Source organism: Paenisporosarcina sp., assembly GCF_049671445.1.
Classification (GTDB): Bacteria; Bacillota; Bacilli; order Bacillales_A; family Planococcaceae; genus Paenisporosarcina.
Map to the genome: position 1 here is coordinate 47,994 of NZ_JBATUX010000028.1, position 23,344 is coordinate 71,337.

General features: G+C 32.4%; 29 protein-coding genes, 1 tRNA gene and 1 pseudogene. 9 read left to right on the forward strand and 22 right to left on the reverse strand.

Annotated features, from left to right (window positions below):
* Positions 1 to 90 precede the first annotated feature (90 nt).
* Positions 91 to 936: a DNA-3-methyladenine glycosylase family protein gene (locus WBG45_RS04400; protein WP_424412569.1), complete on the reverse strand. Its 846-nt coding sequence runs from the start codon at positions 934 to 936 to the stop codon at positions 91 to 93.
* 69 nt (positions 937 to 1,005) lie between these two features.
* Here WBG45_RS04400 and WBG45_RS04405 point away from each other — a divergent pair, with 69 nt between their 5' ends.
* From WBG45_RS04405 to WBG45_RS04415, 3 genes are all read left to right on the forward strand, one after another.
* Positions 1,006 to 1,728: a thermonuclease family protein gene (locus WBG45_RS04405; protein ID WP_424412570.1), complete on the forward strand. Its 723-nt coding sequence runs from the start codon at positions 1,006 to 1,008 to the stop codon at positions 1,726 to 1,728.
* 17 nt (positions 1,729 to 1,745) lie between these two features.
* Positions 1,746 to 2,270, forward strand: coding sequence for a 2'-5' RNA ligase family protein (locus tag WBG45_RS04410; protein WP_424412571.1), 525 nt, complete (start codon positions 1,746 to 1,748; stop codon positions 2,268 to 2,270).
* Between the two features lie 73 nt (positions 2,271 to 2,343).
* A tRNA-Val gene (locus WBG45_RS04415) sits at positions 2,344 to 2,416 on the forward strand.
* 100 nt (positions 2,417 to 2,516) lie between these two features.
* Here the strand turns inward: WBG45_RS04415 and WBG45_RS04420 are convergent.
* The 3 genes from WBG45_RS04420 to WBG45_RS04430 form a co-directional block, all read right to left on the reverse strand.
* On the reverse strand, positions 2,517 to 3,668 hold the full coding sequence (locus WBG45_RS04420) for a tyrosine-type recombinase/integrase (protein ID WP_424412572.1): 1,152 nt from the start codon (positions 3,666 to 3,668) through the stop codon (positions 2,517 to 2,519).
* Positions 3,669 to 3,845: 177 nt separating this feature from the next.
* A complete protein-coding gene (locus tag WBG45_RS04425) occupies positions 3,846 to 4,175 on the reverse strand; it encodes a helix-turn-helix domain-containing protein (RefSeq protein ID WP_424412573.1) in 330 nt (109 codons plus the stop codon).
* A gap of 90 nt (positions 4,176 to 4,265) precedes the next feature.
* Positions 4,266 to 5,120 (reverse strand): hypothetical protein, encoded by an 855-nt coding sequence (locus WBG45_RS04430; protein ID WP_424412574.1) that lies wholly within the window; start codon positions 5,118 to 5,120, stop codon positions 4,266 to 4,268.
* Between the two features lie 733 nt (positions 5,121 to 5,853).
* On the opposite strand from WBG45_RS04430, the gene WBG45_RS04435 reads away from it, so the two are divergent.
* The 3 genes from WBG45_RS04435 to WBG45_RS04445 are packed head-to-tail and all read left to right on the forward strand — an operon-like array spanning position 5,854 to position 8,928.
* A complete protein-coding gene (locus WBG45_RS04435) occupies positions 5,854 to 6,876 on the forward strand; it encodes a tyrosine-type recombinase/integrase (protein ID WP_424412575.1) in 1,023 nt (340 codons plus the stop codon).
* 1 nt (position 6,877) lies between these two features.
* Positions 6,878 to 7,978, forward strand: coding sequence for a tyrosine-type recombinase/integrase (locus WBG45_RS04440; protein ID WP_424412576.1), 1,101 nt, complete (start codon positions 6,878 to 6,880; stop codon positions 7,976 to 7,978).
* The gene (locus WBG45_RS04445) at positions 7,978 to 8,928 is read left to right on the forward strand and encodes a tyrosine-type recombinase/integrase (RefSeq protein WP_424412577.1); all 951 of its coding nucleotides are present in this window, start codon (positions 7,978 to 7,980) and stop codon (positions 8,926 to 8,928) included. Before WBG45_RS04440 ends, WBG45_RS04445 begins: the two co-directional genes overlap by 1 nt.
* 518 nt (positions 8,929 to 9,446) lie before the next feature.
* On the opposite strand, the gene WBG45_RS04450 is transcribed toward WBG45_RS04445, so the two are convergent.
* Together WBG45_RS04450 and WBG45_RS04455 are read right to left on the reverse strand one after the other, a co-directional pair.
* Entirely contained in the window at positions 9,447 to 9,746 is a 300-nt protein-coding gene (locus tag WBG45_RS04450) for a tyrosine-type recombinase/integrase (protein ID WP_424412578.1), read from the reverse strand.
* Between the two features lie 72 nt (positions 9,747 to 9,818).
* Entirely contained in the window at positions 9,819 to 10,379 is a 561-nt protein-coding gene (locus WBG45_RS04455; RefSeq protein WP_424412579.1) for a hypothetical protein, read from the reverse strand.
* A gap of 852 nt (positions 10,380 to 11,231) precedes the next feature.
* Here WBG45_RS04455 and WBG45_RS04460 point away from each other — a divergent pair.
* Together WBG45_RS04460 and WBG45_RS04465 are read left to right on the forward strand one after the other, a co-directional pair.
* On the forward strand, positions 11,232 to 11,381 hold the full coding sequence (locus WBG45_RS04460) for a hypothetical protein (RefSeq protein ID WP_424412580.1): 150 nt from the start codon (positions 11,232 to 11,234) through the stop codon (positions 11,379 to 11,381).
* A gap of 387 nt (positions 11,382 to 11,768) precedes the next feature.
* The gene (locus WBG45_RS04465) at positions 11,769 to 11,930 is read left to right on the forward strand and encodes a hypothetical protein (protein WP_424412581.1); all 162 of its coding nucleotides are present in this window, start codon (positions 11,769 to 11,771) and stop codon (positions 11,928 to 11,930) included.
* Positions 11,931 to 12,016: 86 nt separating this feature from the next.
* Here WBG45_RS04465 and WBG45_RS04470 read toward each other — a convergent pair whose 3' ends face one another.
* The 5 genes from WBG45_RS04470 to WBG45_RS04490 all read right to left on the reverse strand — a co-directional run bounded on the left by WBG45_RS04470 (position 12,017) and on the right by WBG45_RS04490 (position 15,605).
* Positions 12,017 to 12,529: a hypothetical protein gene (locus tag WBG45_RS04470; RefSeq protein ID WP_424412582.1), complete on the reverse strand. Its 513-nt coding sequence runs from the start codon at positions 12,527 to 12,529 to the stop codon at positions 12,017 to 12,019.
* A 48-nt stretch (positions 12,530 to 12,577) separates the two neighbouring features.
* Entirely contained in the window at positions 12,578 to 13,483 is a 906-nt protein-coding gene (locus WBG45_RS04475) for a M23 family metallopeptidase (RefSeq protein WP_424412583.1), read from the reverse strand.
* A gap of 465 nt (positions 13,484 to 13,948) precedes the next feature.
* A complete protein-coding gene (locus tag WBG45_RS04480; RefSeq protein ID WP_424412584.1) occupies positions 13,949 to 14,083 on the reverse strand; it encodes a hypothetical protein in 135 nt (44 codons plus the stop codon).
* A 99-nt stretch (positions 14,084 to 14,182) separates the two neighbouring features.
* Positions 14,183 to 14,923 carry a Panacea domain-containing protein gene (locus tag WBG45_RS04485; protein ID WP_424412585.1) on the reverse strand — a complete coding sequence of 247 codons (741 nt, stop codon included), beginning with the start codon at positions 14,921 to 14,923 and terminating at the stop codon, positions 14,183 to 14,185.
* A complete protein-coding gene (locus WBG45_RS04490) occupies positions 14,916 to 15,605 on the reverse strand; it encodes a hypothetical protein (RefSeq protein ID WP_424412586.1) in 690 nt (229 codons plus the stop codon). Before WBG45_RS04490 ends, WBG45_RS04485 begins: the two co-directional genes overlap by 8 nt.
* A gap of 183 nt (positions 15,606 to 15,788) precedes the next feature.
* Here WBG45_RS04490 and WBG45_RS04495 point away from each other — a divergent pair, with 183 nt between their 5' ends.
* The gene (locus tag WBG45_RS04495) at positions 15,789 to 16,358 is read left to right on the forward strand and encodes a hypothetical protein (RefSeq protein ID WP_424412587.1); all 570 of its coding nucleotides are present in this window, start codon (positions 15,789 to 15,791) and stop codon (positions 16,356 to 16,358) included.
* A gap of 93 nt (positions 16,359 to 16,451) precedes the next feature.
* On the opposite strand, the gene WBG45_RS04500 is transcribed toward WBG45_RS04495, so the two are convergent.
* The 11 genes and pseudogenes from WBG45_RS04500 to WBG45_RS04550 form a co-directional block, all read right to left on the reverse strand.
* Positions 16,452 to 16,712, reverse strand: a complete 261-nt coding sequence (locus tag WBG45_RS04500; protein ID WP_424412588.1) for a hypothetical protein — start codon at positions 16,710 to 16,712, stop codon at positions 16,452 to 16,454.
* A 46-nt stretch (positions 16,713 to 16,758) separates the two neighbouring features.
* Positions 16,759 to 16,926: pseudogene (locus WBG45_RS04505) on the reverse strand (phage terminase small subunit-related protein); the annotation flags it as partial.
* 71 nt (positions 16,927 to 16,997) lie between these two features.
* The gene (locus WBG45_RS04510) at positions 16,998 to 17,417 is read right to left on the reverse strand and encodes a hypothetical protein (protein ID WP_424412589.1); all 420 of its coding nucleotides are present in this window, start codon (positions 17,415 to 17,417) and stop codon (positions 16,998 to 17,000) included.
* Positions 17,418 to 17,658: 241 nt separating this feature from the next.
* Complete coding sequence (locus WBG45_RS04515) at positions 17,659 to 17,787, reverse strand: hypothetical protein (RefSeq protein WP_424412590.1); 129 nt, start codon at positions 17,785 to 17,787, stop codon at positions 17,659 to 17,661.
* Positions 17,788 to 18,086: 299 nt separating this feature from the next.
* The gene (locus WBG45_RS04520; RefSeq protein WP_424412591.1) at positions 18,087 to 18,260 is read right to left on the reverse strand and encodes a hypothetical protein; all 174 of its coding nucleotides are present in this window, start codon (positions 18,258 to 18,260) and stop codon (positions 18,087 to 18,089) included.
* A gap of 187 nt (positions 18,261 to 18,447) precedes the next feature.
* Entirely contained in the window at positions 18,448 to 19,485 is a 1,038-nt protein-coding gene (locus WBG45_RS04525) for a PIN domain-containing protein (RefSeq protein ID WP_424412637.1), read from the reverse strand.
* Positions 19,486 to 19,493: 8 nt separating this feature from the next.
* The gene (locus WBG45_RS04530; RefSeq protein ID WP_424412592.1) at positions 19,494 to 19,691 is read right to left on the reverse strand and encodes an XtrA/YqaO family protein; all 198 of its coding nucleotides are present in this window, start codon (positions 19,689 to 19,691) and stop codon (positions 19,494 to 19,496) included.
* A gap of 236 nt (positions 19,692 to 19,927) precedes the next feature.
* Positions 19,928 to 20,146, reverse strand: a complete 219-nt coding sequence (locus WBG45_RS04535) for a hypothetical protein (RefSeq protein ID WP_424412593.1) — start codon at positions 20,144 to 20,146, stop codon at positions 19,928 to 19,930.
* A 179-nt stretch (positions 20,147 to 20,325) separates the two neighbouring features.
* Complete coding sequence (locus tag WBG45_RS04540; protein ID WP_424412594.1) at positions 20,326 to 20,706, reverse strand: hypothetical protein; 381 nt, start codon at positions 20,704 to 20,706, stop codon at positions 20,326 to 20,328.
* Positions 20,673 to 21,044, reverse strand: a complete 372-nt coding sequence (locus WBG45_RS04545) for a hypothetical protein (RefSeq protein WP_424412595.1) — start codon at positions 21,042 to 21,044, stop codon at positions 20,673 to 20,675. Before WBG45_RS04545 ends, WBG45_RS04540 begins: the two co-directional genes overlap by 34 nt.
* 477 nt (positions 21,045 to 21,521) lie before the next feature.
* Positions 21,522 to 22,937, reverse strand: a complete 1,416-nt coding sequence (locus WBG45_RS04550; protein WP_424412596.1) for an MBL fold metallo-hydrolase — start codon at positions 22,935 to 22,937, stop codon at positions 21,522 to 21,524.
* Positions 22,938 to 23,344 lie beyond the last annotated feature (407 nt).

The window sequence follows — 23,344 nt, forward strand, 5'->3', positions numbered from 1 at the left end:
GATGTTTGCTCCCCATGCTGCTTATCTTATATTTACCATATTATTGTAACACTCGAACTAGTTAGTTTGACATACATATTTAGTCTGAGATTATTCAATACTTCTCCATAAATACAGAGACGCGTAACTTAAATAAGGTGACCACTGAGGAAAGTGACTTGAAATTTCATGTGCCTTTGGTTTTTCAGCAGTTGTCCAAAGCTTTTTCAAAGCATTTTGTAATCCGATATCCGCAAGCGGGAATAGATTTGGTCTACCTAAACCGAACAATAGAAAGCTCCCCGCCGTCCATGGTCCAATTCCTCGATATTTCACTAGTGTTTGAATAATTGTTTCATCGTCTAGAAGATCAAGGGCTTCAAGATTGAGTTCGCCACTTGCAATCGCTTGAGACACACCGATAACATATTCTGCTTTTCTTGTACTAAATTGTAGTTCTCGTAAATTTTCTACTTGAAGTTTTCCAATGATTTCAGGTTTCGGGTAAAACCAAACACCATCTATTTGCTCACCAAATGTATGCACAAAGCGAGTCGTAAGAGTATGGGCAAATGATAGATTTAATTGTTGATGAATAATACTTTTCATTAACGTTGCGTATAACGAAAACTCTCGTATGATGGGCGTCCCTCGATGTTCTATAAAAATGGACGCTAAATTAGTTTCAGCGAAATGGCTATGAATTGGTTCAAGTGAACGATCAAAATGGAAAATCTCTTTGATTTTTTGTAGCTGTTGTTCATTTTTTGGTCCTTCTATTTTAAATGTCGGCGATTCAGTTGTTCCGGAAGCTTGAACTTTATAAACTACTTGCTCATCTGTAGGTACAAGAACATAACGTTCTTCTTTATTTAAAGAAATCAACGGATCCATTGACAGTCGATCGAGTACACGCTCGAAATCGTATAGGAAATCTAAATTGATTGTTTTGATCATGGTTATATTCTCCCTATTCGGTTATATTTGAGTTTACTATTATGATACGATATATCGAGGTGATGACAAATGAAAAAATGGTTTTGGTTGCTTGGATTGATTGTTTTTCTTTCCTCAGGCTGTGTTGAAGAGAATCCACCTACCTCTACCGGTGGAACTGAGGATTTAATTGAAGTTGAACTTTTAAATGTCATCGATGGCGATACCATCAAAGTAAAGTATAACGGTAAGACAGAAACGATTCGGTATTTATTAATAGATACACCTGAAGTTAGACATCAAACTCTTGGAAACCAGCCTTTAGGTGATGAAGCAAGTTCACGCAATAAACAATTGTTAGAAGATGCAACAGTTTCTCTTGAATTCGACGTAGGTGATCGATACGATGACTTTGGTCGTTTGTTGGCATATGTTTATGCAGATGGCGAATCTGTCCAGCAAGTACTGTTACAAGAAGGATTAGCGCGTGTTGCTTATGTTTTCGCACCTAATACGCGTCATTTAGGTTCTTTCGAAGAAGCTGAGACGATTGCTCGTCAAGCTGACTTAAACATTTGGCAATACGAACAATATGTAACAAAACGTGGATTTGATAAAACAAAGGTTAAGGAAGTTAAAACTTCCGAGACGAAAACCAATGAGAAATGCTTAATAAAGGGTAATATTAATAGAGAAAATAAAAAAATCTATCACATTCCCTCTGGAAAATATTATGATCAAACGAAACCAGAGAAATGGTTTTGTACAGAGCAACAAGCGTTAGATGCTGGATTTAAAATATCTGGCGAATAAAGAAAGGGGCATTTTTCATGCAAGTACTCGTTTTACGCTTTGACTATAAATTGTCAACAAAATTAGAACAAGATAGTAATGACTTACATCTAGCTTCCAGTAGAAGCAATGAAACACCTCTTCCGCCTCATATTAGTTTATTTTCATTCGAACAAACCAATCCCTTAACTTTAAATGAGCGTGTGGAAAAATGGAGCGACACTCAAAAACAACTTACTATTTCCTTATCTTCTCTAGGATTTTTCAAACAGAAAGGCACCTTTTTTGTTGCGCCTGTGGTTACCAAAGAAATAGAAACGTTTCATCGAGAATTGTTTTCTCTCATTATGGATTTACATACAAATGAAATTTCCCCATACTTACCTGGGAAATGGGTACCACATTCAACCTTGATTAATAATGTCCCTTTGACAGTCTGGGGACCATTGTTCCAACGTGCAGCCTTAGCTTTCGAACCGGTTATCGGAAAAGCCGTTGCTCTCGAATGTTGGACTGTTATAAACGGACGTGCTCAAACTGAATGGACCCACTTCCTTCAGTAAAATATCCATATTCCTTTCTAGGATATTGACTATTATTCTGTGAGAGTTATAATAGAATTTGTCCTAGAAAAACGATCTTGTAGCTCAGCTGGGAGAGCGCCACCTTGACAGGGTGGAGGTCGCTGGTTCGAGCCCAGTCGGGATCATACTTTTAAAAAGCTTGTAAACGTTGATATATTAACGATTTACAGGCTTTTTTCTTTTATCTTTTTTGTCGGGATTTCCCTCTTAATTACCAATAATTCATCATTTGTCCGCCATTTGTCCGCCACTTCTACCTTGAATCGCATTATGCAATATGTCTGCAACATCATTATCTAAGTTCGGTAAGAGATGTGCATAAAATTCATAGGTAATCTTGGGATTCGAATGTCCAAGTCTATTAGAGATTTTAACAATATCAACACCTTCAGATATAAGGATTGATGCATGCGTATGTCGAATATCATGAAATCTAATATTTATTACATTTGCGCTCTTCACTATTCGCTTCATCACACGGTTAACGTTACGCGGATCTTGTATGGTTCCAGTATTTGTACAAATCACTAAATCTTGATTTTCATAAAGTACTCCTACAAGTTCTTTCCAATCTTCTTGTAATTTTTTATGTGTACAAAGCTCATTTAGTACAAATTGGGAAATGGGAATTTGTCGTTTTGACTTTTTCGTTTTCAATGACGTAAATATATAACCATTCTTTGGAATATAAGCTAAAGATCTGTTTACATGAATGCATTTTCTCTCGAAGTCAATGTCACACCACTTTAATCCTAATATTTCTCCTCTTCTCATTCCTGTGTAAATTGCAAGTATGAATGTCAGGTAATGTCGGTCCCCTTTAACCGTATTTAGAAATGCTTGAACATCCTCAAGTGACCAAATGGACATCTCTCCAGTCTTTACAGGTGGAGGATCAGCATCTACCAACGGATTACCCGATATTTTCTTCCATTTCACTGCTTGATTGAATGCCTGCATTAACATTTGATGCATTTTTCTAATGTAACTTGAACTATAATCCCCGTTTATCTTTAAATTATAAAACGCATCAATATCTTCAGTCGTAATCTTTGAAATCTCCTTATTTGCAAATGGATTTTCATGAAGTAAATGTTTCTCTAAAATATACCTTCTACTTGTAACAGTCGTCTGTTTTATCCGATTTTGATAATGCGTTGTAAACCAATTTTCCATAAATGTCTTAAAGATTTCTTTGCTTGGTTCAATAAAGCGATTTTCATCCATTTCTAATTCAATCTTTCTCGCCGCAGCCTCTGCATCCTTCTTTCGAGTGAATCCTCCTTTATTTATTTGTTTACGTCTTCCTGAAATTGGATTTCTTTCAATATCAATAGTATAAGAATAGGTTTTTCCTCTTTTTCTAATGTGCGCCATTCATGGTTACCTCCAAAGTATTCTTCTAATGCACACAAAAGAGTAAACAAGTGGTCATTTAACAGTCTCACCACTTGGTTACTCTTTTATAATATGAATTAAATAAACAAAATGAAAATTGAACAAGATTTGTTAAGGTTAAATCGATTTTTTATATTGTAAGTTCAGAAGATCAATTTACTTTTTAGTATTTAGCCACAAAAAGAATTGGTCTCTTAACACCCTCTTACATCTTCCGATTTTGATTAATGGAAAGTCCGCTCCATTCATCAACTCATATGCACTTGGTTTTGATACTTTTAGAATTTCGCTAATTTCAACTGCAGTTAAAACTAAAGGATAAGAATCCATCTCATTTTTTTCTTTCGCAATGCAATCCGATATTTTATCATTTATTTTTATTCCAATATCTTTTTCTTCTACCCCCAATTCCTTTTCCCATGAATTAATTAGTAGATAAGCTTCTTCACGATTTTTATTTTGTTGAATTTTTTGTTTATTAATCATAAAAAACCCTCCTAAAGATTTATCTTTAAGAGGGTCTCTAATATATGATTATTAATTCGAATGTCCGAAAAATTGGACGAAGAATTAATTCTATAACATTAAATTTTTATTTAGATAGGCATATTCCTTGATGATGTCTCTGGATGTTTCTTTTGTAATTAATAAGACTAATTTATACCCATCACGTAAAAACGCTTTGCGTATAAATATTTTAGTTTGTTCCTTTAACGTACTTTTTAATTTCATTAGAGCTTCTTGGCTAAAACTTAACGGATTTGAAATATAAAATTCAATTATAATCCAGTCTCTTTCTTTAATATCCACTCTTGTATATAGGTATTTTTTTTCTTCAACAAAAAATTGATTATATACTCTCGCCCCAAAAATATTACGTTCTCCATTACGTAAATCTTCCTTTAATGTTTTTGTACGTTGTACAAGATCAACTAACACAGTTGTTTCACTCTCACCAAGTTCATACTCATCAAACCCACTGTTGTCTTTGTCATTAATTTTATTAAACATCAAGTATTTGTATGGGATGTCAAATATGATTGCTAAGTAATATATCAGATGCACATTATAATTTCTTTTAGCTTCCATTGGTTGACTGACTACTAATGAATCTTTAATAAAATCGCTTATAGTGCTTCTAGCAACTTTGGTAATTTTAGTTAATTGTGATGTTGATAGCCCGAAAGTATTTTTCATTACTATACAACGAGAACCAACAGTTAATTTATCTAAAAACAAATTAAATCTTATTTCATCTTTTAATAGTAATTCCAATTCAACTAATTTTGTTCTTGGTGTCATGTCTCTCTCACTGAAATATTCTTCTATTGTAACTTCATCTTTTCTCAGTTTCTCAGCTAGTTCAAAATAAAACTTTATATTTGGATCAATTTTTTGCAGTTCTTCATTAGCTTTATGGGGCTTTAGCATCTAAATCGACCTCCGATAAAGATACTAAAGCTTTTATTAGTTGATATGTCATAGGTCCGATATTTCGGACATGCATTTAAGGAGCTAAGAATAGTCTCAGACTTCTTTTGTCTTACTTCTTTAAACATCTTTGGTTGTTTTAAAGTGAATTTGCTTCTTTTACTTTTTCTCTCATTAAAATCAATGTCTCTATAATAAGTGTGTTTACTTTTTATAATGGTTTTCTTTTTTTCCGACATTGTCTATTGCCAGTATCGCTCTATAAAAGATGATCATTAATTCTTCTACACCACTATACAAGGACTTTTATAGAACAAATAGACATCAACGTAAATTAGCTGCAAAACGTTTAATTTAGAAATAGAAAGCCCCCCCCTTTTAACAATACTTATGATTTTATTTGTTTGGTTAAAATTAAGATTTTTCTCGACCATTTATCAAATAAAATGCGTATTACTAAAGGGTGTATTACCCAAATAATACGTTAAAAATAAATACGCAAATTTTGAATAAAGTGGTGACTAGTAGGAAAGGACTCCAGTTAAAGACAAAAAAGCCTTCAAACTGATGTATTCGCACACGGGTTGTGTGAAAACGCATTCAGCCCAAAGGCTAAAAATTAGTCATTACCGCTGACCTTAACTAGGTAGCAAAAAAAAAAGAAATTTTTCTTATCTTCATTATATTAAGATTTCAATTAGATGTAAACAACAACTTTTTAGGAGGAAGAAAATTGGCTATTGCTAAGAAAAAGGAATATTTTCCCCCACGTGAATCAGTAAAAATTGATGTGAAAAAAAAATCATCTGAAAGAAAAAGGAAAAAAACAAATTTGCAATTTATAGAGGAATATGGAGAATATCTTTTGCATAGAAATTATTCGTTAACGACGATTTCCGCATGTTTAACCAGAACAAAGCAATTTTGTACGAATATGAGCGAATTATTTAGATTGGATTATTATAATGTAGATAGTTTTAATAACCTTAATCAAGAAGACTTAATAATATACGAAAATTATTTATTAAGACGCATTACTAAAAAAGAAATTAAAGAAGAAACTGCGTATAGCTGTATTAAGAATGTAAGGTTGTTCCTACAATTCTTGTCTTATAAAAAAGTTATTGATTTTAAATACAAGATCCCTAGGAAATTCTTAGTCCAACCTACTAGATCAAACTCATTTATATCAAAGGAAATGCTAATAGAAATAATTAATAGCGTATTAAATGAACCGACTGACCTAAAGTATAAAAATTTAGCTTTACTTTTATTATTTATTGATACTGGCTGTCGCCCAATTGAAGCTAGTAATGTAAAACTTAGGGATTTAAATTTAACAGAAAAAAAAGTTTCATTATACTGTGTTAAATCTGGAAAAAGAACTTTGGTATTAAGTGATATGGTAATTAAGGTTTTAAAAAGGTATATCAAAGTAAGAGAATTCCTTACACCTAAATGTGATTCTTTATTTATCACTTCCAATGGTAAACCTGCCACTTCAAAACATTTGACATACTTAATTGCAAAAATGAATAAACAAGCTTTTGGAAAGTGTGTTATCAATGCTACTGGACTTAGACATACCTATATAACTAACGCCATTGAAAATAGAAATGATTTTAAAGAAATATCGGAAGCTGTTGGACATAGACATTGGGTGTCTACACATCACTATTTACATCGGAGTAAAAAAAGACTCATATTAAATACTATTGGTTTCGATCCAATGAAATATCTTGAGGGGGATTATTAAAATGGCCATAAAAATTACCTCTACCTATGATATTAAAGAAGTATTAAAAGAAAATGGAATAGATTATTCAGACTTTATCTCTTATATCGATAGTAAATCCGAAAAACCTAATGAATCCATAATTGAAGATAAAGACCAAAATACTTTAATTTATGTTATTGATAGATACATTAGTGTTTTAAAACAAAATGATTTACTTCAAATTAAATCTAAAAATACTACTAAATATTACTTAAGCTTTTTAACCAGGTTAAAACAATTCATTAACATTAGAAATAAAGATTTGTTATTTTCTCAATTTAATGAAGTTGTTTTTAATGATTTTATTAATGATATAAATATTAATAAAAATATTAAGATTTCTCATGGTTCAATTAATACCTATATTGCAATCGTAAGAAGACTTTGTTCTTTTGCAGCTGAAGAAAATTTAATTTCAAAGAATATTAATTTTAGATTTAATCTATTAAGAACTTCTACACTTCCTCGTTATTTTAGCAAAAATCAGCTAACGGTCATTTTTATAGAAATTAACAAACTGAAAAATCCACATCTTTGGAGAACAATTTTTATTACATTTCTAGGCACAGGATTAAGAATTCATGAATTAGCGGGGTTAAAAATAAAAGACTTTGATATTGAAACAAAATTGATTTTCACTTTAGGGAAAGGAAAAAAAGAAAGATATGTCCCCATATATCCAAGTGTTAAACAAGCTGTAATGAGTTATTTAGAAACAACTGGAGTAAATAATTTAAATTTGGCTAAAGATGAATATTTATTTAGTAAAACGTATGGCCATAATCGAAAAAAACCAATTTCTATTAGATGTATTCAAAACAACTTTCAAAAAATCACAGAAAAGCTTCAATTAGAAAATCACTTTTCTGTACATTCATTTAGACATACTTTTGCTGTTAACTGTTTAAAAGCGAATATGCAACCTATATATTTGTGTCAAATATTAGGTCACAGCAGTCCTGCATCAACAGCAGTATATACTCAATTATTACCAAGAGATTTGCAACAAGTAGTGGACGAAAAGTACCCTTTCCCTTTAGAAAAATTAATCCAACAAATTTTAAATGAGGGAAATGACTGATGGAAAACCTACTTATTGAAATTAACACTTTTATAAATAACTCAACGTACTCTGGGCAAACAAAAATCAAATATAAAAATAAGTTACTTAATTTCGCAAAAGTACTAGCGGAATATAGCGACACTGAAATCGAGGAATTAAATTTACAAAAAATTTATGAAACCTATGATATTAACGGAAATTTCATTAATTATAAACCCCTAAACTCAGAATTTATTAATGCTTACTTTACTTCTTTTATCACCCGAGGAGGTTATTACGCATTAAAAGATAACAGAGATGCATTAGGTTCTTTTTTTAATTACTTAAATAGGAATTATGACTTCCCTAATATCGTGAATGAAGTAAATATCAATATAAGATCTTTTAAACCAAAGAATATCCAAGTTCCTATATTAAGCACACATGATATTTTGAAATTTTTTCATTTTATTGTTTCAGAAAGTGAAAATGTTGAACGTGATGTATTATTATTTACGTTATTTTTGACAACAGGAATGCGCTTGTCCGAGATTACAAACATTAAAGAAAAAGATATTTACTACGAAGACAATTCAATATTCCTTCCTAGAACTAAGCCCAATAAAGGAAAAATAATCCCACTACGTGAGGGATTATCAAACTCTATCAAGGTCTATTGTACTAAGAACAAGAGTATCTGTGAATGCTCCCTCTTTGGTCTTAGTTCATCTCAGGTAAGACAGTTATTCTATCTGTATCTAAAGAAAGCAAATTTACCTAAAGTAAGTGTTCATTCATTAAGACATTCTTTTGCAACTATGATGGTCGAATCGGGAGCACAGATTACTGAGGTTCAACAGTTATTAGGTCACGCTGATTTAATTACCACTAAAGGGTATGTGCATCCAAATCAAATAAGGAATAATAATATTAATATTAAAGAAAATGATGAATTATTTAGTTATATTGCTAAAAGATTGAATAAATAAAAAGGCTTTGCTACTAGCAATCCTTTCGGTTTCTTTCGATGGGGCCTTTCTTTAATTAATGCCATTTGAAATCGTTGTTATTTTATTACATGATTCCACAAATAAGGTATTGTTTAACGAAAGTGAATTCAAGTTGATTAAAGCGCGGTATACAATCTTTTTCGTTGGATTATAAAGTAATGACATTTAGAATTCCTGTAGGCCAAAGATAATATTAAAGGGCACATTCTTATTTAGAATATGCCCTTTAATATCACTTCCGTTGATTTTGCTGGATTTCCCCACCTTTTTGCGTTAATCCTTCTTTCCGTACCTTCATAAAAAAATAAAAAAACGGCTAAATCCTTAGTATCAAGGGTTTTAGCCGTTTTATTAACAGATGATTTGTATAGTTAAACGTAGTTTTGCGCACTATCCCTTACCTACAAAAAATTGTTCACATCCAATCATCATACATCTTTTTCGTGCATGATTGAATAATCGCGCATACCGCTGTGTATCTTGCTGTTTAACATGGCCTAAGGAGCTTGTATGCCGACTAAAGGCATCCCTTTAAGGGCTAAGTGCGCCGCAAACGTGTGACTTAATGTATGGGGGGATAGATGGATACCCAGTTCCTTTCTATACTTTCTAAAATTATTTTTAACATAATGAATATTAATTGGACCTGTCCCTCCTGCATTCAAAAAGACAAACGGCAGATCATCCTGACGTTCTTTTAAGTAGGCCTGTAGAAGTTCTTCGCAGGAAAAGAAAAGTAAAAAGAGTTGAACATCATACAAATTCAATTTCCAAAAAGAGGATATTTTCTTGTGCAAATAAAAAAGACCACCCAATTAAGAGTGATCAAGTTTCAATTTTCATTGCAAAAGTCTATGGAAATCTTTAATTTATCGGTTTTTGACATTAATTTCAATACTCTGTACCTTATTCCATTCAATAACCTTAATTTTATTTTTTACATTTAAAAAAATTAAATTACTATTCGAATGAATTATTTCACCTTTTAAGTGCTTGTTATCTAGAGAAGAAATTTCAACAGATTCCGGTCTTCCTCCACCATAGTTCTTTGGAAGATGAGGATATAAATTAGTTGAATATTGATAAGTTCCCATCAATATAAATACCAGCATGTAAATTATTCCTATGTTTATGTCATTCCAACTATTATCTTTTTTGGATTGGGAATTATTTTCATTTGGTTTTTTCTTATGCAGTGTCCATATTCCAGTTGAAAGGAAAGTAGAAAATAGAAGAAAAAATCTAACAATTGCTCTAAAATCTCCTTCCTGTTTATATATTTCAATAGAAAAAGCAATGCATATTATAATTAAACTCATTAAGAATATTAAAGGCAAAAGTACGATTAAACCTCGCTGCCATGTCCCATTAAAAAGTTTATTATTTGCATCCTTATTTCGAATTGATTTTATAAATAAATACAGAATCACCAAATATGAAAATGTAGTGCTTAGAATACTTTTTATTGAATTTGAGTTAAAACTATATGTAAAGACAGTAAAATTATTATATTCTAAGAAGATATTATAAAAAGCTAAGGAAGTTACTATTGATGCAACAAAACTAATAATAAGTAACAATAAAAAATTATTTTTAAACTTTAATAGTATCCAACTAAAAAAAACGAAGGTACTGTAACAAATTATCAAAAATACCGATCCGGTTAAAATTGATTGAATATGAAAAATAGAGTACTCTACAATTCCATATTTATTTAATGAAATATTGACAATAATTACTCCGAATATAGATGTAATTATTGGAGTTAGAATACCAATTCTTGTTATATTTTTTTTGAAAAAATTAAATATCATTCTTTTAAATCACCAATATTATTTAGTGTCCCTAAGATTAATTTGTATATATTAAACATTTCTTCTCCTTTTTGTTCGGAAGTATAAATTTCATAAAACTTGGATAGAATCCACGATATCTTATTCGTTTGATCGCAGTAGCTCGCTTGTTTAGTACAAAAACTTCAAAATCTTCCCATGAGTTATCTGTGATTAATGCTAGCCAGCTTCCATCGATACATTCACACAAGTAAGGTTTGACTAAACTAATTCCAGTTGTTTCTTCTTTTATGGTTCAAGTCCATACTGTTAGGACTTTATGCATATCCAACAATTCATTTGATATAAATTTATTCGGTTTCACCCTTTTTAGTTTTACTATACTAGAAGTAAAGATATCCTTGGCACTTAATCGTTCGTCAAGTTTCGACATTTAGGACAAATAAAAAAGCATCTCAAATGAGATGCTCCGATGTTCAAACTAATTTTATGTACACACTCATTTTATCTTTTGCCTTGCATGTAGGACAAATTACTGCAGTTTTTACTGTGTTAATTCTTTTAGCTTCCTTGTCTATTGGTTCTTCTGCTTTCATCTCTACAACTGCTGCTTTTCCAAACTTCAGTGTTGGTAAATGAACATAGAATAATGGTCGGAGTTTTATTACATACAATCGATTCAAAATGGTATTTTTGATAACCAGTAGTGGCGTGTCCAGAAAAGGACGGGTTTTGTTACATCTCCCATGTATATTTAACATTCCATAAGAGTAAATAACTTTGGGTGGTCTGTGGAGGATGCTAAAACTACACCTCTGCAATATATCAGTAATCAAAGAATTGAGACTAAAAAGATTGGATTAAACGGATTGAAGAGTTAAAGAAAGAACTAACTAATACAGAAACATGGGTTAAAGAAAATGATAATTCGATTCCCAAATCATTAATTCATTCAATCGCTGATGTATTGCTTAAAAACAAGCGTGAAATACATCGGTTAAAACTTTTTGTAAAGGATGGTCAACAGTGAACCAACAAGAACATATAGAATACCTAAAAAGCCAAATGGAACAAACTCAACGATGGATGGAAAATGGTTCAGAATTACGTTCAGAGCATATTATCACGATGATTATTCGAGGAATGATTGAAACTGAAAATCAGATTGAAAACTTGGAGAAGGTATAGCCTTCTCTTTTTTGAGCAAATAAAAAAGGCACCTGGTTAGAGGTGCCTGCTACCTTAGATTAAATATTGAACAATGTTGAAGTCTATTAGTTACGAATGTTAGTGATTGAACCATCAGCATTGTAAGTAAATGCTTTTGTCAATCCTGGCCACTGAGCGCTTGAAACTGTTCCGTCAAATGCAGTCCAAGTAAATTCAATGCGGTAATGGCTTGTGTTCTTAGGTAAACCAGCTAGAGAGATGTTTGTTTCTTTAGCAGTGAATGTAGTTCCGTAAAGTTCCCAGTCAACACCATTCATTGCGCCAGACTTAACAACCGTACCAGTTGAGTTCTTGATAATCCATCTTGGATTAGAATTACCAAACGCACCATCTGGAGTTGTTTCAAGCAAGTTAGTCGTTGAAATAGCGTCTTTAGTTTTGTATGTAACGGAGCTTGAAGCTGAGATAACTTCCAATACAGAGTTATAACCAGATGCTTCAGCTTGTTGAATACCCATTCCAGGAACAGATGGTAGGTCAGCCATTGAGCCAATTCCTAGTCCCCCTAAAGTTAGTACTCCGGTTAGTGCCACTGAAGTTAGTTTGTTCTTTATCATTGTGTAAATCCTCCTAGTAATAATTAGTAACATTAGTTGTAAATTAAATTATTTCGTAACGTTTAAGTCTGTAGCTTTAAACCAGTTAGTTGAATCAATAGCGTACCAACCTTCTCTTGCTGCAATTAATGTATAAGTTGATCCAGCGCTGATAGCTTGTTTTGCCGTGCCATTAATTGAATCATATACGTAAACGGTCGTCCCAGATTTAACTGTTCCTTTATATTGAGTCACTGTTCCATTGTCTTGATGTACGTAAGTGTCGGCACCAATTGCGTAATAGTATTTTTGATCACTACCTAAAGCTCTCGAATATACTTTGTATTGATTTCCAACTGGTAGTGTACCTTTTAACCCATAACCGGGATGGCTATAAACGTTAATAGTATCTCCGCCAGTTACACTTTTTGTTCTAAGTGATGCATATGTTCCATCATATTCATGATATGATGGTGCAGGATTTATTGTTCCATTTATGTATGGCAATGGATTAACTGGAGTAGTACCGACATGTAATTCAAAATGCAAATGTTGTCCAGTTGATTCACCTGTACTACCCATATATCCTAAAAGTTGTCCTTGTACCACCGTATTCCCATAGAATACTTTTCTACTGCCTGTTGTCATATGGGCATAGATAGTTTTATAAGATTGCCCTGCAATACTGTGACTTAAAATAATATACTCTCCCCAATAAGAATTCACTCCCGAAGTAGTTACAGTTCCACCTGCAGAAGCCTTAATGGGACTATTAGCATCATTATTAGAAATATCAATTCCATTGTGTGAACCATGAGAACGATAATCTCCAAAATCTCCACCAGTGGGAGTAATTCCTGTAGCAGGTTTAATAAAGGCTTGAGCTGCTGATGCTGTTCCTGAAGTCAATCCCCCAAATATTGAAACTATTAATATGAAGCTAAGAAGCAATTTAACAACTAGATTTTTTTTCATTTTCTTGTCTCCTTCAATTCTTTTTTAACATTACGATTCCTGTAACATTAGTAACAAACCTATCATATAAAAAATCCATATGTAACTTATTTTTACAAATAGTAACAATAGTAATAGAAATATTTGACTTTAATAGTTCCATATAATCCAACATTCGACAAATTTAGATATAAAACGCAAAAGAGTCACTCGCTTATAAAGTGGACTCTTCTGATTATTTCTTATTAATATTGCTTGATTAGTTCAACTAATTTTTTAATAACTCACCCATTTGATTATCCTTGTTTTACACACTTGTTATTATGTGATGAGTTTTACTGTACGATTTTAGGTGAAATTGGTTAGTTTCTAATCTTCAAATTTTGAAATTTTGGCAAATAAAAAAGCATCCCGTGAGAGATGCTTTCATTTTGACAGACTAGATTAATTGAACAATATTCATTTCTTTTACTTGATTGACGTTAATTACATATTCGTTCTCGGTGATGATAAATTCTCCACATTTATGTATTGAGGTTCTACCGATTTAACATTAGTATCTGTTTCGAATTGCATGTCTGTACCATTATTAAATGATACGTGTACTGAATATTTTTTCACTCAATATCCCCCCTTTTATATTCAATTCGACTACATATATGCAATATCCTTCAACTTCAGGGTGGTATGCATATAAAAAAGCACCTGGTTAGAGGTGCCTTACGCGTAACTTAAAATTATATCATCGGAAATGGTTCTGGATTGATCAGGTTTGTAAACTTTATCCCAGGGTGAGCCTTCCGCATGACTCAAAGTAACTAAATCCCAGGGGTCTTTATCTAAGTGATCTTGAATAACTGACGTAATTATTTCAAATGCAACGGAACCATGCTCAGACGTTAGAATTTTTGTATAGGAAGCTGGAACCATTAGTTCGGATGAGAATACCATGATATCTGCAGGTTCTTCATTTTCAATTTCTTCTTTTCCGTGTTTTTTAAAATGTTCATATATAGATGGGACTACTGGGCCATATTTCCAAGCCACTATTTCATCAGGGAAAAGTTTAACCCCCGTTGCTTTTAAAAATCTTTCATATGAAAAATAGGTTAACTTTTGTAATTTAAGGTGTGATACCGGTTTTAGTGACAAGATGAATTTTGCGACATCCATTGCTTTTAATGAATGGTCCTCTGTTATTGAAGCAATGAAATCATCACGTTTTTTTTCGTTATATACCACTATATCCTTAAAGTATTCATCATATTTAATAACAGAATCCCAAGATGAAGAATCAGTGGCAATTTGATGAATTCCTAACTGAACATCACCATTTTTTTTCTTTACTGAATTTAAGAATTCACGGATTACTTCCTGATTAATCTTTTCAGCTGCGTAGTGCCATGCAATACGAATACCTTGGGAGTACAAACTGGATATTGCTATAAAATGCTTAACCATTTAAACGCCTCCCTACAATTTCTGCTTCTTTAAATACACTTACCCACTTAGTATACCCTTGCTTATGTATTGAATGCGAGCGAAAGTTACTATCAACATCCGAAAGATTCCATAATTGTAATTCCCACGGGAAACATTTATTATTTCCATTCGAAAAATACACATGAGTAGCAAGGTAACCAGATTTACTTGAATTAGTAATTTTCACATTCGGCATAAGAATTTGATCTCTTATTAAAATATAATTCTCCTCAGTATGATTAAAATCCTGCACAAATATTCGAAATCCAAATAAATCATTTAAACATTTTTTTATACTTACTTTTCCACCTTCATTCTTCCCCGAAACATAATGAATAATTTTAGCCAGTCTTGAAACAGGATCTTTTATTCTATTCGTATTTTCAAAGTCCCATTCAATAAAATCGTAAAAAGGACTCAAATAAATATTATTCAAATCATTACAATACTTATTCATAAGCTTAATGAAATCAGCACTGAAGCTTATAGTCTCCGCTGAATCACTCTGATCATAAGAACAAATGTCTCGTAAAAGAGTCTTTTTTAGGTTAATAGCATCTGAATTGTCCTGTAACCACTTTTCAGATTGATTTTGGTGCAATTGACTTATATCTTGTATAGCATTTGCTATACTTTGTATTTGCAAAGTTAGTTGACTCAAATAATAAACCTCCATTCAATTTTAGATTAGCATGACTCTGAATGTTTTTGACAAATCCGACAAAACTCGACAAAAAAACCACCCGATTAAGGATGGTCAATTTAATATTTCTCTTCTTTACGTACTTCATTTAATAGGTTATGATTTACAAAATTTGATAAAATAAAGGGGGTAAATGAGTTCTTGGATGCTAAATTAATTGTAGCAATTATTGGTGTAATATTTGGAATATCAGGTTGGACAACATTTTTTTATAATCATATCACTCATATACCTAAAATAAAGGGGAGAATCTTTTCACCTATAGTAGGTCAAATCAAAATAGAAAAAGATTATAGAACTTTTCTATTTTATCTTTATCTAACTAATAATAGAAAGACTGCTTTGAGGGTTTTAGATTATGAAATGGAATTAAAATTCACAGATGGAACTACAGAGAAACTAGAAAGGTTTTATGGTAATGGGATATATAATTTTACGTTTTCCACGATTAATAATAATGCATTCAATCCAAAACTGAAAGAGACATTAATATATAATAAACAACATCCGATAGATCAAAAAGAACCTCTACATGGATTTGTACTTTTTGGCGGTTCCCTGGATTCCTTTGATAAGGATATAGAGACTTATAAACTAACCCTTCTAGATGTTTTTGGAAAGACCCATAATATAATAGAAAGTAATATGGATAAGAAAATTAACTTGAATTTGCTTAGCGACTTAGCTGGGTTTGATATTCCTCAAATTTAATATTTAATTTTCTTTATATGAAATACAGACTTAAGATCCTATTAGTATTCAACTTCAAGTTCTTTTAAAGCTTTCTATATTAAAAAGGGCCACTCAATTAGTGGCCCTTTTTAATCTGTTCATATATTTTATCACTTTTGCTCCTGTTTCTTCACGATCTTTGCCTGACAAATCCGTCAGTTTATCTCCGAATTTCTCTAACCCTTTAACACCACCGCCTGCGATGATTAATTCTTTTGCTACTTTTTCTTTCACTGCAGCACGTTCAAAAACTGGATAACCTTTACGAATGTGTAATTTTTGTACCGCTGAATAGTCGAGAAACGAGTTGATAATAATCGCTTTTTCTGCCAATTCAATGACCTCCTCTTTTGGTTTGCTTATTACCTTTTTCATTAATTACGTTACCATTCATTTGGTCATCCCATTTATCTTGATTCTTCCACTTACGAATTTGAGAATCTGAGACGCCTAATTCAGCAGCAATGTCTTTTAGTAATTTCTTACCTTCCGATTCTTTATAAATCTCATAAGCCTTATCACGGGCTGAACTTCTCGCTCTTGCCATTTGATTATTCACCCGCCTCCTTTATGCTAATTGCTTTTTGTGACATAGAAAAAGCACCTCCAAAGAGATGCTTACAAAGCTTTGTATAATTCTAAAATGAATTCTGAGTATTCAGAAGCCCAATCGTAATTTGAGTCTTCTTTATTATGGAAAACAATATGCTCTCCATTTTCGAATAAGACTGTTAATACATGCGGGTTTGAGAGATACCTGCTAGTAATAAGACTCTTTTTATTAACTTTACTTTTCATAAAATCATAAACAAAATCGGAATCAGCATTTTTTTGTTTTGAAACTTTAAGTATTCCTTTTTCAAATACAAAAAATAATTCAACATCAAGCTCATTTACTAGATTTTTACCATAAAAAGCTTTGATATTTTCTTCTCCATACACATCATTTACAAAGTTAATTACTCTTGGATATCCATCATTATATAAAGCATAAAATGTTCTAGTATTTACTTTTGTTTTAAAATCATCATATGTCATCTAATTATTTCACCTCCCTTAATGACATAATTCGCCATTATTAGAGAGAATCCCTTTAATTTACATTACCAAGCAACGACGAACATAGTCACTAACACAATCACCACAAGGGAGATTAACGCGAACCAAAACAGAATCCAATTTTTCATGGAGATTGCTGATTTGAACAAACGTTCTTTTTCAGTTAAAACAGGTGTTTGTATGATTTCTTGAATACGTACATCTTCTCTTGCGACTCGATCTATTTTTTTAAGGCATTTTTCTTAACAGTGGCTTCTTTCTGCAAGCTAGTTTTTTCATCCATCTTGCGTTGATCTTCACGAACTAATTCGGTAAACTCACGCCAATTACCTTTTAATGTTTTCGTCATATGTTTAATATTACCAAACGAAAAACTTCAAAGCAAATTCAGAAATACATCATAAAAAAACGCCAAGACAGGTGCCCAGGCGTTTTAAATTCTCTTATTTAGTTATACTAAGTTAGTATACTTCACTAAAACCCTACTCAAGTTGCGTGCTGTATACTCCTTATTTAAAGAGTACCACACCATGTGTCAATAGGTAGCGCATGTTTTTACACATTTTGCGATAACGTTTCGAATGTAACCTGCTGAGTAATTAAGTTCTGCAGCTATCTCTTCTGTTTTCATATATTTCACTAGGCGCATTACTGCTTATAATCAAGTCCAGTTAGTTTATTCAATGCTGTTTCGTAATCCTCTTTCATTTCTCGATAATGTTCCAATCGCTTATTAATGCCATGCTTTTTGTTATTTAGAAATTCAATTCGTTCAATAGCCTCTTTCGAACCAAACTTGTCTGCCCCCACGCTGCTCAACATAATACTGCCCTTAACAAACTAGTAATCCATATCTGCATCTACTCGTTCTAAGTCTAGTTCAATCAATTCGAGTTCAGTGCATAAATCCAGGTAGTTCTAATACTTTCATTTCGCTATGAATGAAATAAAAAAGAGGACAACTAGACAGTGTTAAAGCTGTTTAGTGTCCTCCAGTTGGCTGGTAGGGCTATAAATAATCAATTTCAACTTCTTCAATTTTTTCTACTTCTTTTGTTGTTGCGTTAAAGTGAATTAACGACGTAAGTAAAAATTCTTCTTCTTTTGCTTTAGATTGAATGAACTCATCGTCATCTTCACCTTCATAGACAGGGTTCTTTGTTTCAACTGCATATTCTATTTTCACTTCAGAAATGATTGGAATGTAAAAAAATTCTTCATGTTCTAATACTTCACGGTTTTCATCAAGGATTACGTTAGAAACCTCCGTAATAACATAGTCCGTTCCCCATCCCTCGTAAAAATCTTCACTGAAATGGTTATTTGAAAAAAACGAGTGAAGCTCTAGATCTATTGCATCATCAAATTGAGCATTGGTGTCTAAATAATTTTTAATTAATTCCAATATTTCCTGTACTTCTTGAAAAGAGAAATCGTGAATTTTCAAATGTTCAATTTCCTTCAAAAACTCATTTATTGATTTAAAATACTTGATTCTTCCATCTTCGTCATCAAAATCATTGTGTAGGACGTAAGTCGCATCTTCCTTTTCTACCGCAAAATCCTTATGGTTATCAGAAATAAAATAGATTCTCTCATCAGGATTACTATTAGCATAGTCAGCTACCGTTTCCCAAACTACCGCATCTTTAAATTCAGCTTTGTTATCTCTAAAAGGCATCTTTGTCTCATAAAATCTTGAAATCGCATTTTCATAGACGTCCCCAGTGGGTTTATGAATATAAAACATCTCTTCTATTTTTGTTTTGTAATCTTCGATGAGAGAAGATTTTATTGTCTTCCTATCAAAACCTTGAATTTCAATATTCGATACTTTATTGAGCCTTCCACTGAATTCTTTTAGCTGCTTTATTACACTATTTACATCCTTTGTGTAATGTTCAATAACTTCATGTAAATTCATTTCTGTAAGAAATAATTTAAAGTTATCATCTGTATTCAACTCTTCATGTACTTTCAAAAAATCACTAAATTTTTGTTTTTCCATCTTATAATCGTTCATAATGATATTTGTATCTAAGAACACGGCGATAGTCAAAACTCTTCCCCCTCATCCCACTTCACGCGAGTCACTTTCCCTTGATGTGTGGTAATCTTCGTTTCGGCGAAAGCAGGAAGCTCTGACATTTTCGCCTTACCTTTGGATATTATCGCTACACAACTTGGTGGTAGTTCCATTATATCCAATTCTACTACTCCATTGGTACTAATATTTATTTCTCTCATTCTCATAGTTGACCTCCATAAAAACATTATTCAGCACACTTTACTAAATAGATTATTAAGTTGATAATGAAATAAATCTATGAAAAGGGTGGTCAATTACATTGTTTGATATCTTAAAAAACAATATTTTTATTCCTATCTTGTCCATTGCACTAACCATATTGTTGATATATTTAATTGCTTTAATTGGGGATCGTTTATTTTAAACGATTCTTTTACTATTCCTTCATGGTTATTCCCTGTTATAGTCCATTAATGCCTTTTGGTCTCTGCTTAATCAATCCCATTTCTGCACGATCAATTATTAACAATCCCATTTCGAGTGGTTTTCTACTCATTTTCTTGGCGATATTTTCTGCACTGATATCACCTTTCCAAAGCTCCACGAAGTCTTCAAGTTCTTGAACAGTGAAATCGAATTTCAAATTGAACTTTTTGTCTTCAAATAAGTGGTACTTCATTTGCTTTATCCATTCCCTTCACCCTACCTTTACTGTTTAACAGATTGCACCAATTTAGCTTTTTCTTTTCGTGCAGAACGCTTGAATTTTGAGCATCATTTTATCGCGGGTTTTAGGTCCAATTCCTTTAATATCTAGGAACATAGCCTCCATCAAATCCCATGTTTCTATTGCGCCTTTTACTTGACCACGTAGCTCTGCATATTCATTTGCAATTCATCTAATAAGAAAATTGTAGGAATCTTTAGCTTGCCGCTATTTTCATCGGCCATTTTATAGAACTGAGAGATAAGTTGATCGAAAAAAACAGATGTTAACGCCATAAATGGGTTATCGTCCATGGTGTAATGGAAGATTCTTTTCAGACCTTCTAGGAAGCACTCCCGATATTGTGACTGGAACACTTGAAAATAAAAGGTATTGCTATAGGGAAATGATAGAACCAAGTAGAGCAGGTCAATGACTTCACCGTTATGTATAAAAGGCGCTTCTCCAAAATCCACTTGCGCAGTCCCTGGTTTTGCTTCTAATTGCAAGGCAGCTTCGGCCGCTTCACCCAACTCTTTTTTCTCCGACTTACGTAATCCCGTACTGCACGGTACGAACCTTGGAAGTTAGGCTCTTTCTCCAGCTGATTAAACATTCGCGTGGAGGTGCGTTGAAATTTTTTCTTTTTCTTTGAATCCTCCAACAGCCACTGGTCTAAAAATGGTTTGACAGCCTCCATCACTCGGGCTTTTCGACGTTGTATCTGCTTTGGTTCGTTCCAATCTTCTTGATCTGCGTATTTCTTCATGATTCGAAAATCGATCCCCATCTGCTTCGCCACTTCCGAATAGGGACGACCTTTAAGATTCAGTTCTTGTCTGATATAATTTTCGTCAGTCACTGTTAACACTCCTTCTACCTCCCTGTAATTGTTAGCCCAATCACAGAGAGTTTAAATGTATGGGATGCTGTTGACAAGTGACTTTTTTTATTCAAATAGTCTCGAGAGAGACTACATAAATTAACTGCCAAAGACTACATTTTTAGAATGCCATAAACATGTCACTTCTCTCAGTACTGGCAGCAGGATTTATGCTGTTTAAATGATCTATAAAGAATAACAAATCGGTCCGGAATTTACCTCTAATTTTAAGTAATTCACTAACTTATTTTTCATCAATGATTTTTAAAACTAAATAAAAACCACTCTATACAGAGTGGCAATAAAAAATTAATAGTTATATATCGTTGAAATTAGTGTCGGTTTCGAATTCCAATTGTAAGCACAAGCTGTTTAAGCTGACAAACGATATGGCTAAACAACTCTAGTAAATGGAACCCTTCTCTCTTATTGTCAGATGATATGGTTAAAAATCTTCAACAACCGTCAAACAATTTTCGAGGCATAGGAAGGAGCACTCCATTTCAAATAACCTCCTGAAAGGTTAAAAATATTTTTTAACCCTCCTGCTTGGAGAATACTTGAAGCAATAGCTGACCTCGTTCCAGATTTACAATAAACAAGGATGGGGGTACTTATTGGTAACTCATTAATACAACTGCTGAGCATTCCTAGCTTTATATGTCGTGCTCCTTCAATATACCCTTCAGCCCATTCAGAGTTGTTTCTAACATCCAGAATAAATACATCTCCATTATCAATCAAAAATCCAGCTTCTTCACGAGTCAAATTTTGATAAGATTCTAATTTTGAAAACAACTGAATAATTTCGTTTACGTTTGAATAATATTCGATTTTGTCCATACCAATAGCCTGAAGGGAGATCATTAATTCTTCTAGATGTTTCGGATTAGTTAAGAGATAAATTGGAAGGTTGTTATCCATAGTCCATCCTGCCCATTTTGTAAAGGATTTATTGAAAGGGATATTAATTGTGCCGGGAATGTGAGATTTTGAAAATTCATCGTAACTTCTGGTGTCAATAATTTGTACATCTTTTTTCATCATTATTTTTAATTCTTCAATATTAGAAATAAAGTTTGGTGAAGGTAATTCATTAACTACTTCAGGTCCTATTTTATTTATACGTTTCATGGCATTAAAATAGTGTGGCGGATCCGGCTGTCCTTCTAACAAATTTTCTAGAAAACTATTAAAATTTTCATGTTGTAAAGCCCAATTGGAGCGTTTTTCATATCCAACTGTAGTAGATGGGACTGCGCCCAAAGATTTACCACAAGCACTTCCAGCTCCGTGGGATGGCCAAACTTGCAAATAATCAGCTAAAGACTTAAATCGTGATATGGATTCATACATTTCCATGGCACCAGTAAGAGATGTTCCTTGAATGCCTGAAACTTTCTCTAATAAGTCTGGACGACCTACATCTCCAACAAAAATAAAATCCCCAGTAAATACTCCAATTGGATGATTTGTTTTGGTTTCTCCATCTGTCAAAATAAAGGAAAGGCTTTCTGGAGTATGGCCAGGAGTATGCATTACATCAAATATTAGATTTCCAATTTTAATTTGATCATTATCCTTTATTAATTGATATGGGAGATTATCTAAGTTTTGATATTTCCAGTCAGCCCCCCCCTCATCTGAAAGGTACATTTTAGTTCCCAACCGGTTAGCTAATTCTCTTGTCCCTGAAACGAAATCAGCGTGGATATGAGTTTCTAAAGATCCAACAAGATTCATTCCCTCACTTTTAATTACTTTTATATACTGATCAACGTAACGTGCAGGGTCCACAACAACTGCTTCTCCTGTGGTTTGACAGCCTACTAGATATGAAGCATGGGATAACTTATCATCATAAAAATATTTTAAGAACATATCTCTCCCCCATCAATAAATGATTTTTCATTAGTAATGCATAAATAATTTTTATACCTGTCAGTATTTAATTGGCTAAATTTCAAATATCAGGATTAAATTACAAAAAACTACTTGTAATAGGAGTTGTTATTACTGTCCTAACAACTAATTAAAAGTAGCTATCTCACGGAAAAGTATATTAATAATAATAACTGTTAAATTGCGAATAAAGAAAACGTTTTAGTTCTTATTTTCTTTTCAATTTTCAACTAAACTAAGTTTCCGAATTCACACTAAATATTTATAGAATTACACAAACCCAATTTTGACAACGAGTTAAATTGTTTATTTAACTATAAAGATAATTTTTAAATTTTTTTTATAGTTCAGCAAATAATATGGGTTCTTTTGGTTTAAAGCACCAC

What these genes read in the sequence shown, in the direction of transcription:
- WBG45_RS04420 (WP_424412572.1), bottom strand. Translation starts at nt 3,668, where the DNA reads ATGGCGCACATTAGAAAAAGAGGAAAAACCTATTCTTATACTATTGAT.
- WBG45_RS04535 (WP_424412593.1), bottom strand. Translation starts at nt 20,146, where the DNA reads ATGAAGTACCACTTATTTGAAGACAAAAAGTTCAATTTGAAATTCGAT.
- WBG45_RS04530 (WP_424412592.1), bottom strand. Translation starts at nt 19,691, where the DNA reads ATGAGAATGAGAGAAATAAATATTAGTACCAATGGAGTAGTAGAATTG.
- WBG45_RS04520 (WP_424412591.1), bottom strand. Translation starts at nt 18,260, where the DNA reads ATGTTGAGCAGCGTGGGGGCAGACAAGTTTGGTTCGAAAGAGGCTATT.
- WBG45_RS04430 (WP_424412574.1), bottom strand. Translation starts at nt 5,120, where the DNA reads ATGCTAAAGCCCCATAAAGCTAATGAAGAACTGCAAAAAATTGATCCA.
- WBG45_RS04410 (WP_424412571.1), top strand. Translation starts at nt 1,746, where the DNA reads ATGCAAGTACTCGTTTTACGCTTTGACTATAAATTGTCAACAAAATTA.
- WBG45_RS04425 (WP_424412573.1), bottom strand. Translation starts at nt 4,175, where the DNA reads ATGATTAATAAACAAAAAATTCAACAAAATAAAAATCGTGAAGAAGCT.
- WBG45_RS04470 (WP_424412582.1), bottom strand. Translation starts at nt 12,529, where the DNA reads ATGATAAAGAACAAACTAACTTCAGTGGCACTAACCGGAGTACTAACT.
- WBG45_RS04440 (WP_424412576.1), top strand. Translation starts at nt 6,878, where the DNA reads ATGGCCATAAAAATTACCTCTACCTATGATATTAAAGAAGTATTAAAA.
- WBG45_RS04485 (WP_424412585.1), bottom strand. Translation starts at nt 14,923, where the DNA reads ATGGTTAAGCATTTTATAGCAATATCCAGTTTGTACTCCCAAGGTATT.
- WBG45_RS04445 (WP_424412577.1), top strand. Translation starts at nt 7,978, where the DNA reads ATGGAAAACCTACTTATTGAAATTAACACTTTTATAAATAACTCAACG.
- WBG45_RS04400 (WP_424412569.1), bottom strand. Translation starts at nt 936, where the DNA reads ATGATCAAAACAATCAATTTAGATTTCCTATACGATTTCGAGCGTGTA.
- WBG45_RS04550 (WP_424412596.1), bottom strand. Translation starts at nt 22,937, where the DNA reads ATGTTCTTAAAATATTTTTATGATGATAAGTTATCCCATGCTTCATAT.
- WBG45_RS04405 (WP_424412570.1), top strand. Translation starts at nt 1,006, where the DNA reads ATGAAAAAATGGTTTTGGTTGCTTGGATTGATTGTTTTTCTTTCCTCA.
- WBG45_RS04475 (WP_424412583.1), bottom strand. Translation starts at nt 13,483, where the DNA reads ATGAAAAAAAATCTAGTTGTTAAATTGCTTCTTAGCTTCATATTAATA.
- WBG45_RS04510 (WP_424412589.1), bottom strand. Translation starts at nt 17,417, where the DNA reads ATGACATATGATGATTTTAAAACAAAAGTAAATACTAGAACATTTTAT.
- WBG45_RS04460 (WP_424412580.1), top strand. Translation starts at nt 11,232, where the DNA reads ATGTACACACTCATTTTATCTTTTGCCTTGCATGTAGGACAAATTACT.
- WBG45_RS04515 (WP_424412590.1), bottom strand. Translation starts at nt 17,787, where the DNA reads ATGACGAAAACATTAAAAGGTAATTGGCGTGAGTTTACCGAATTAGTT.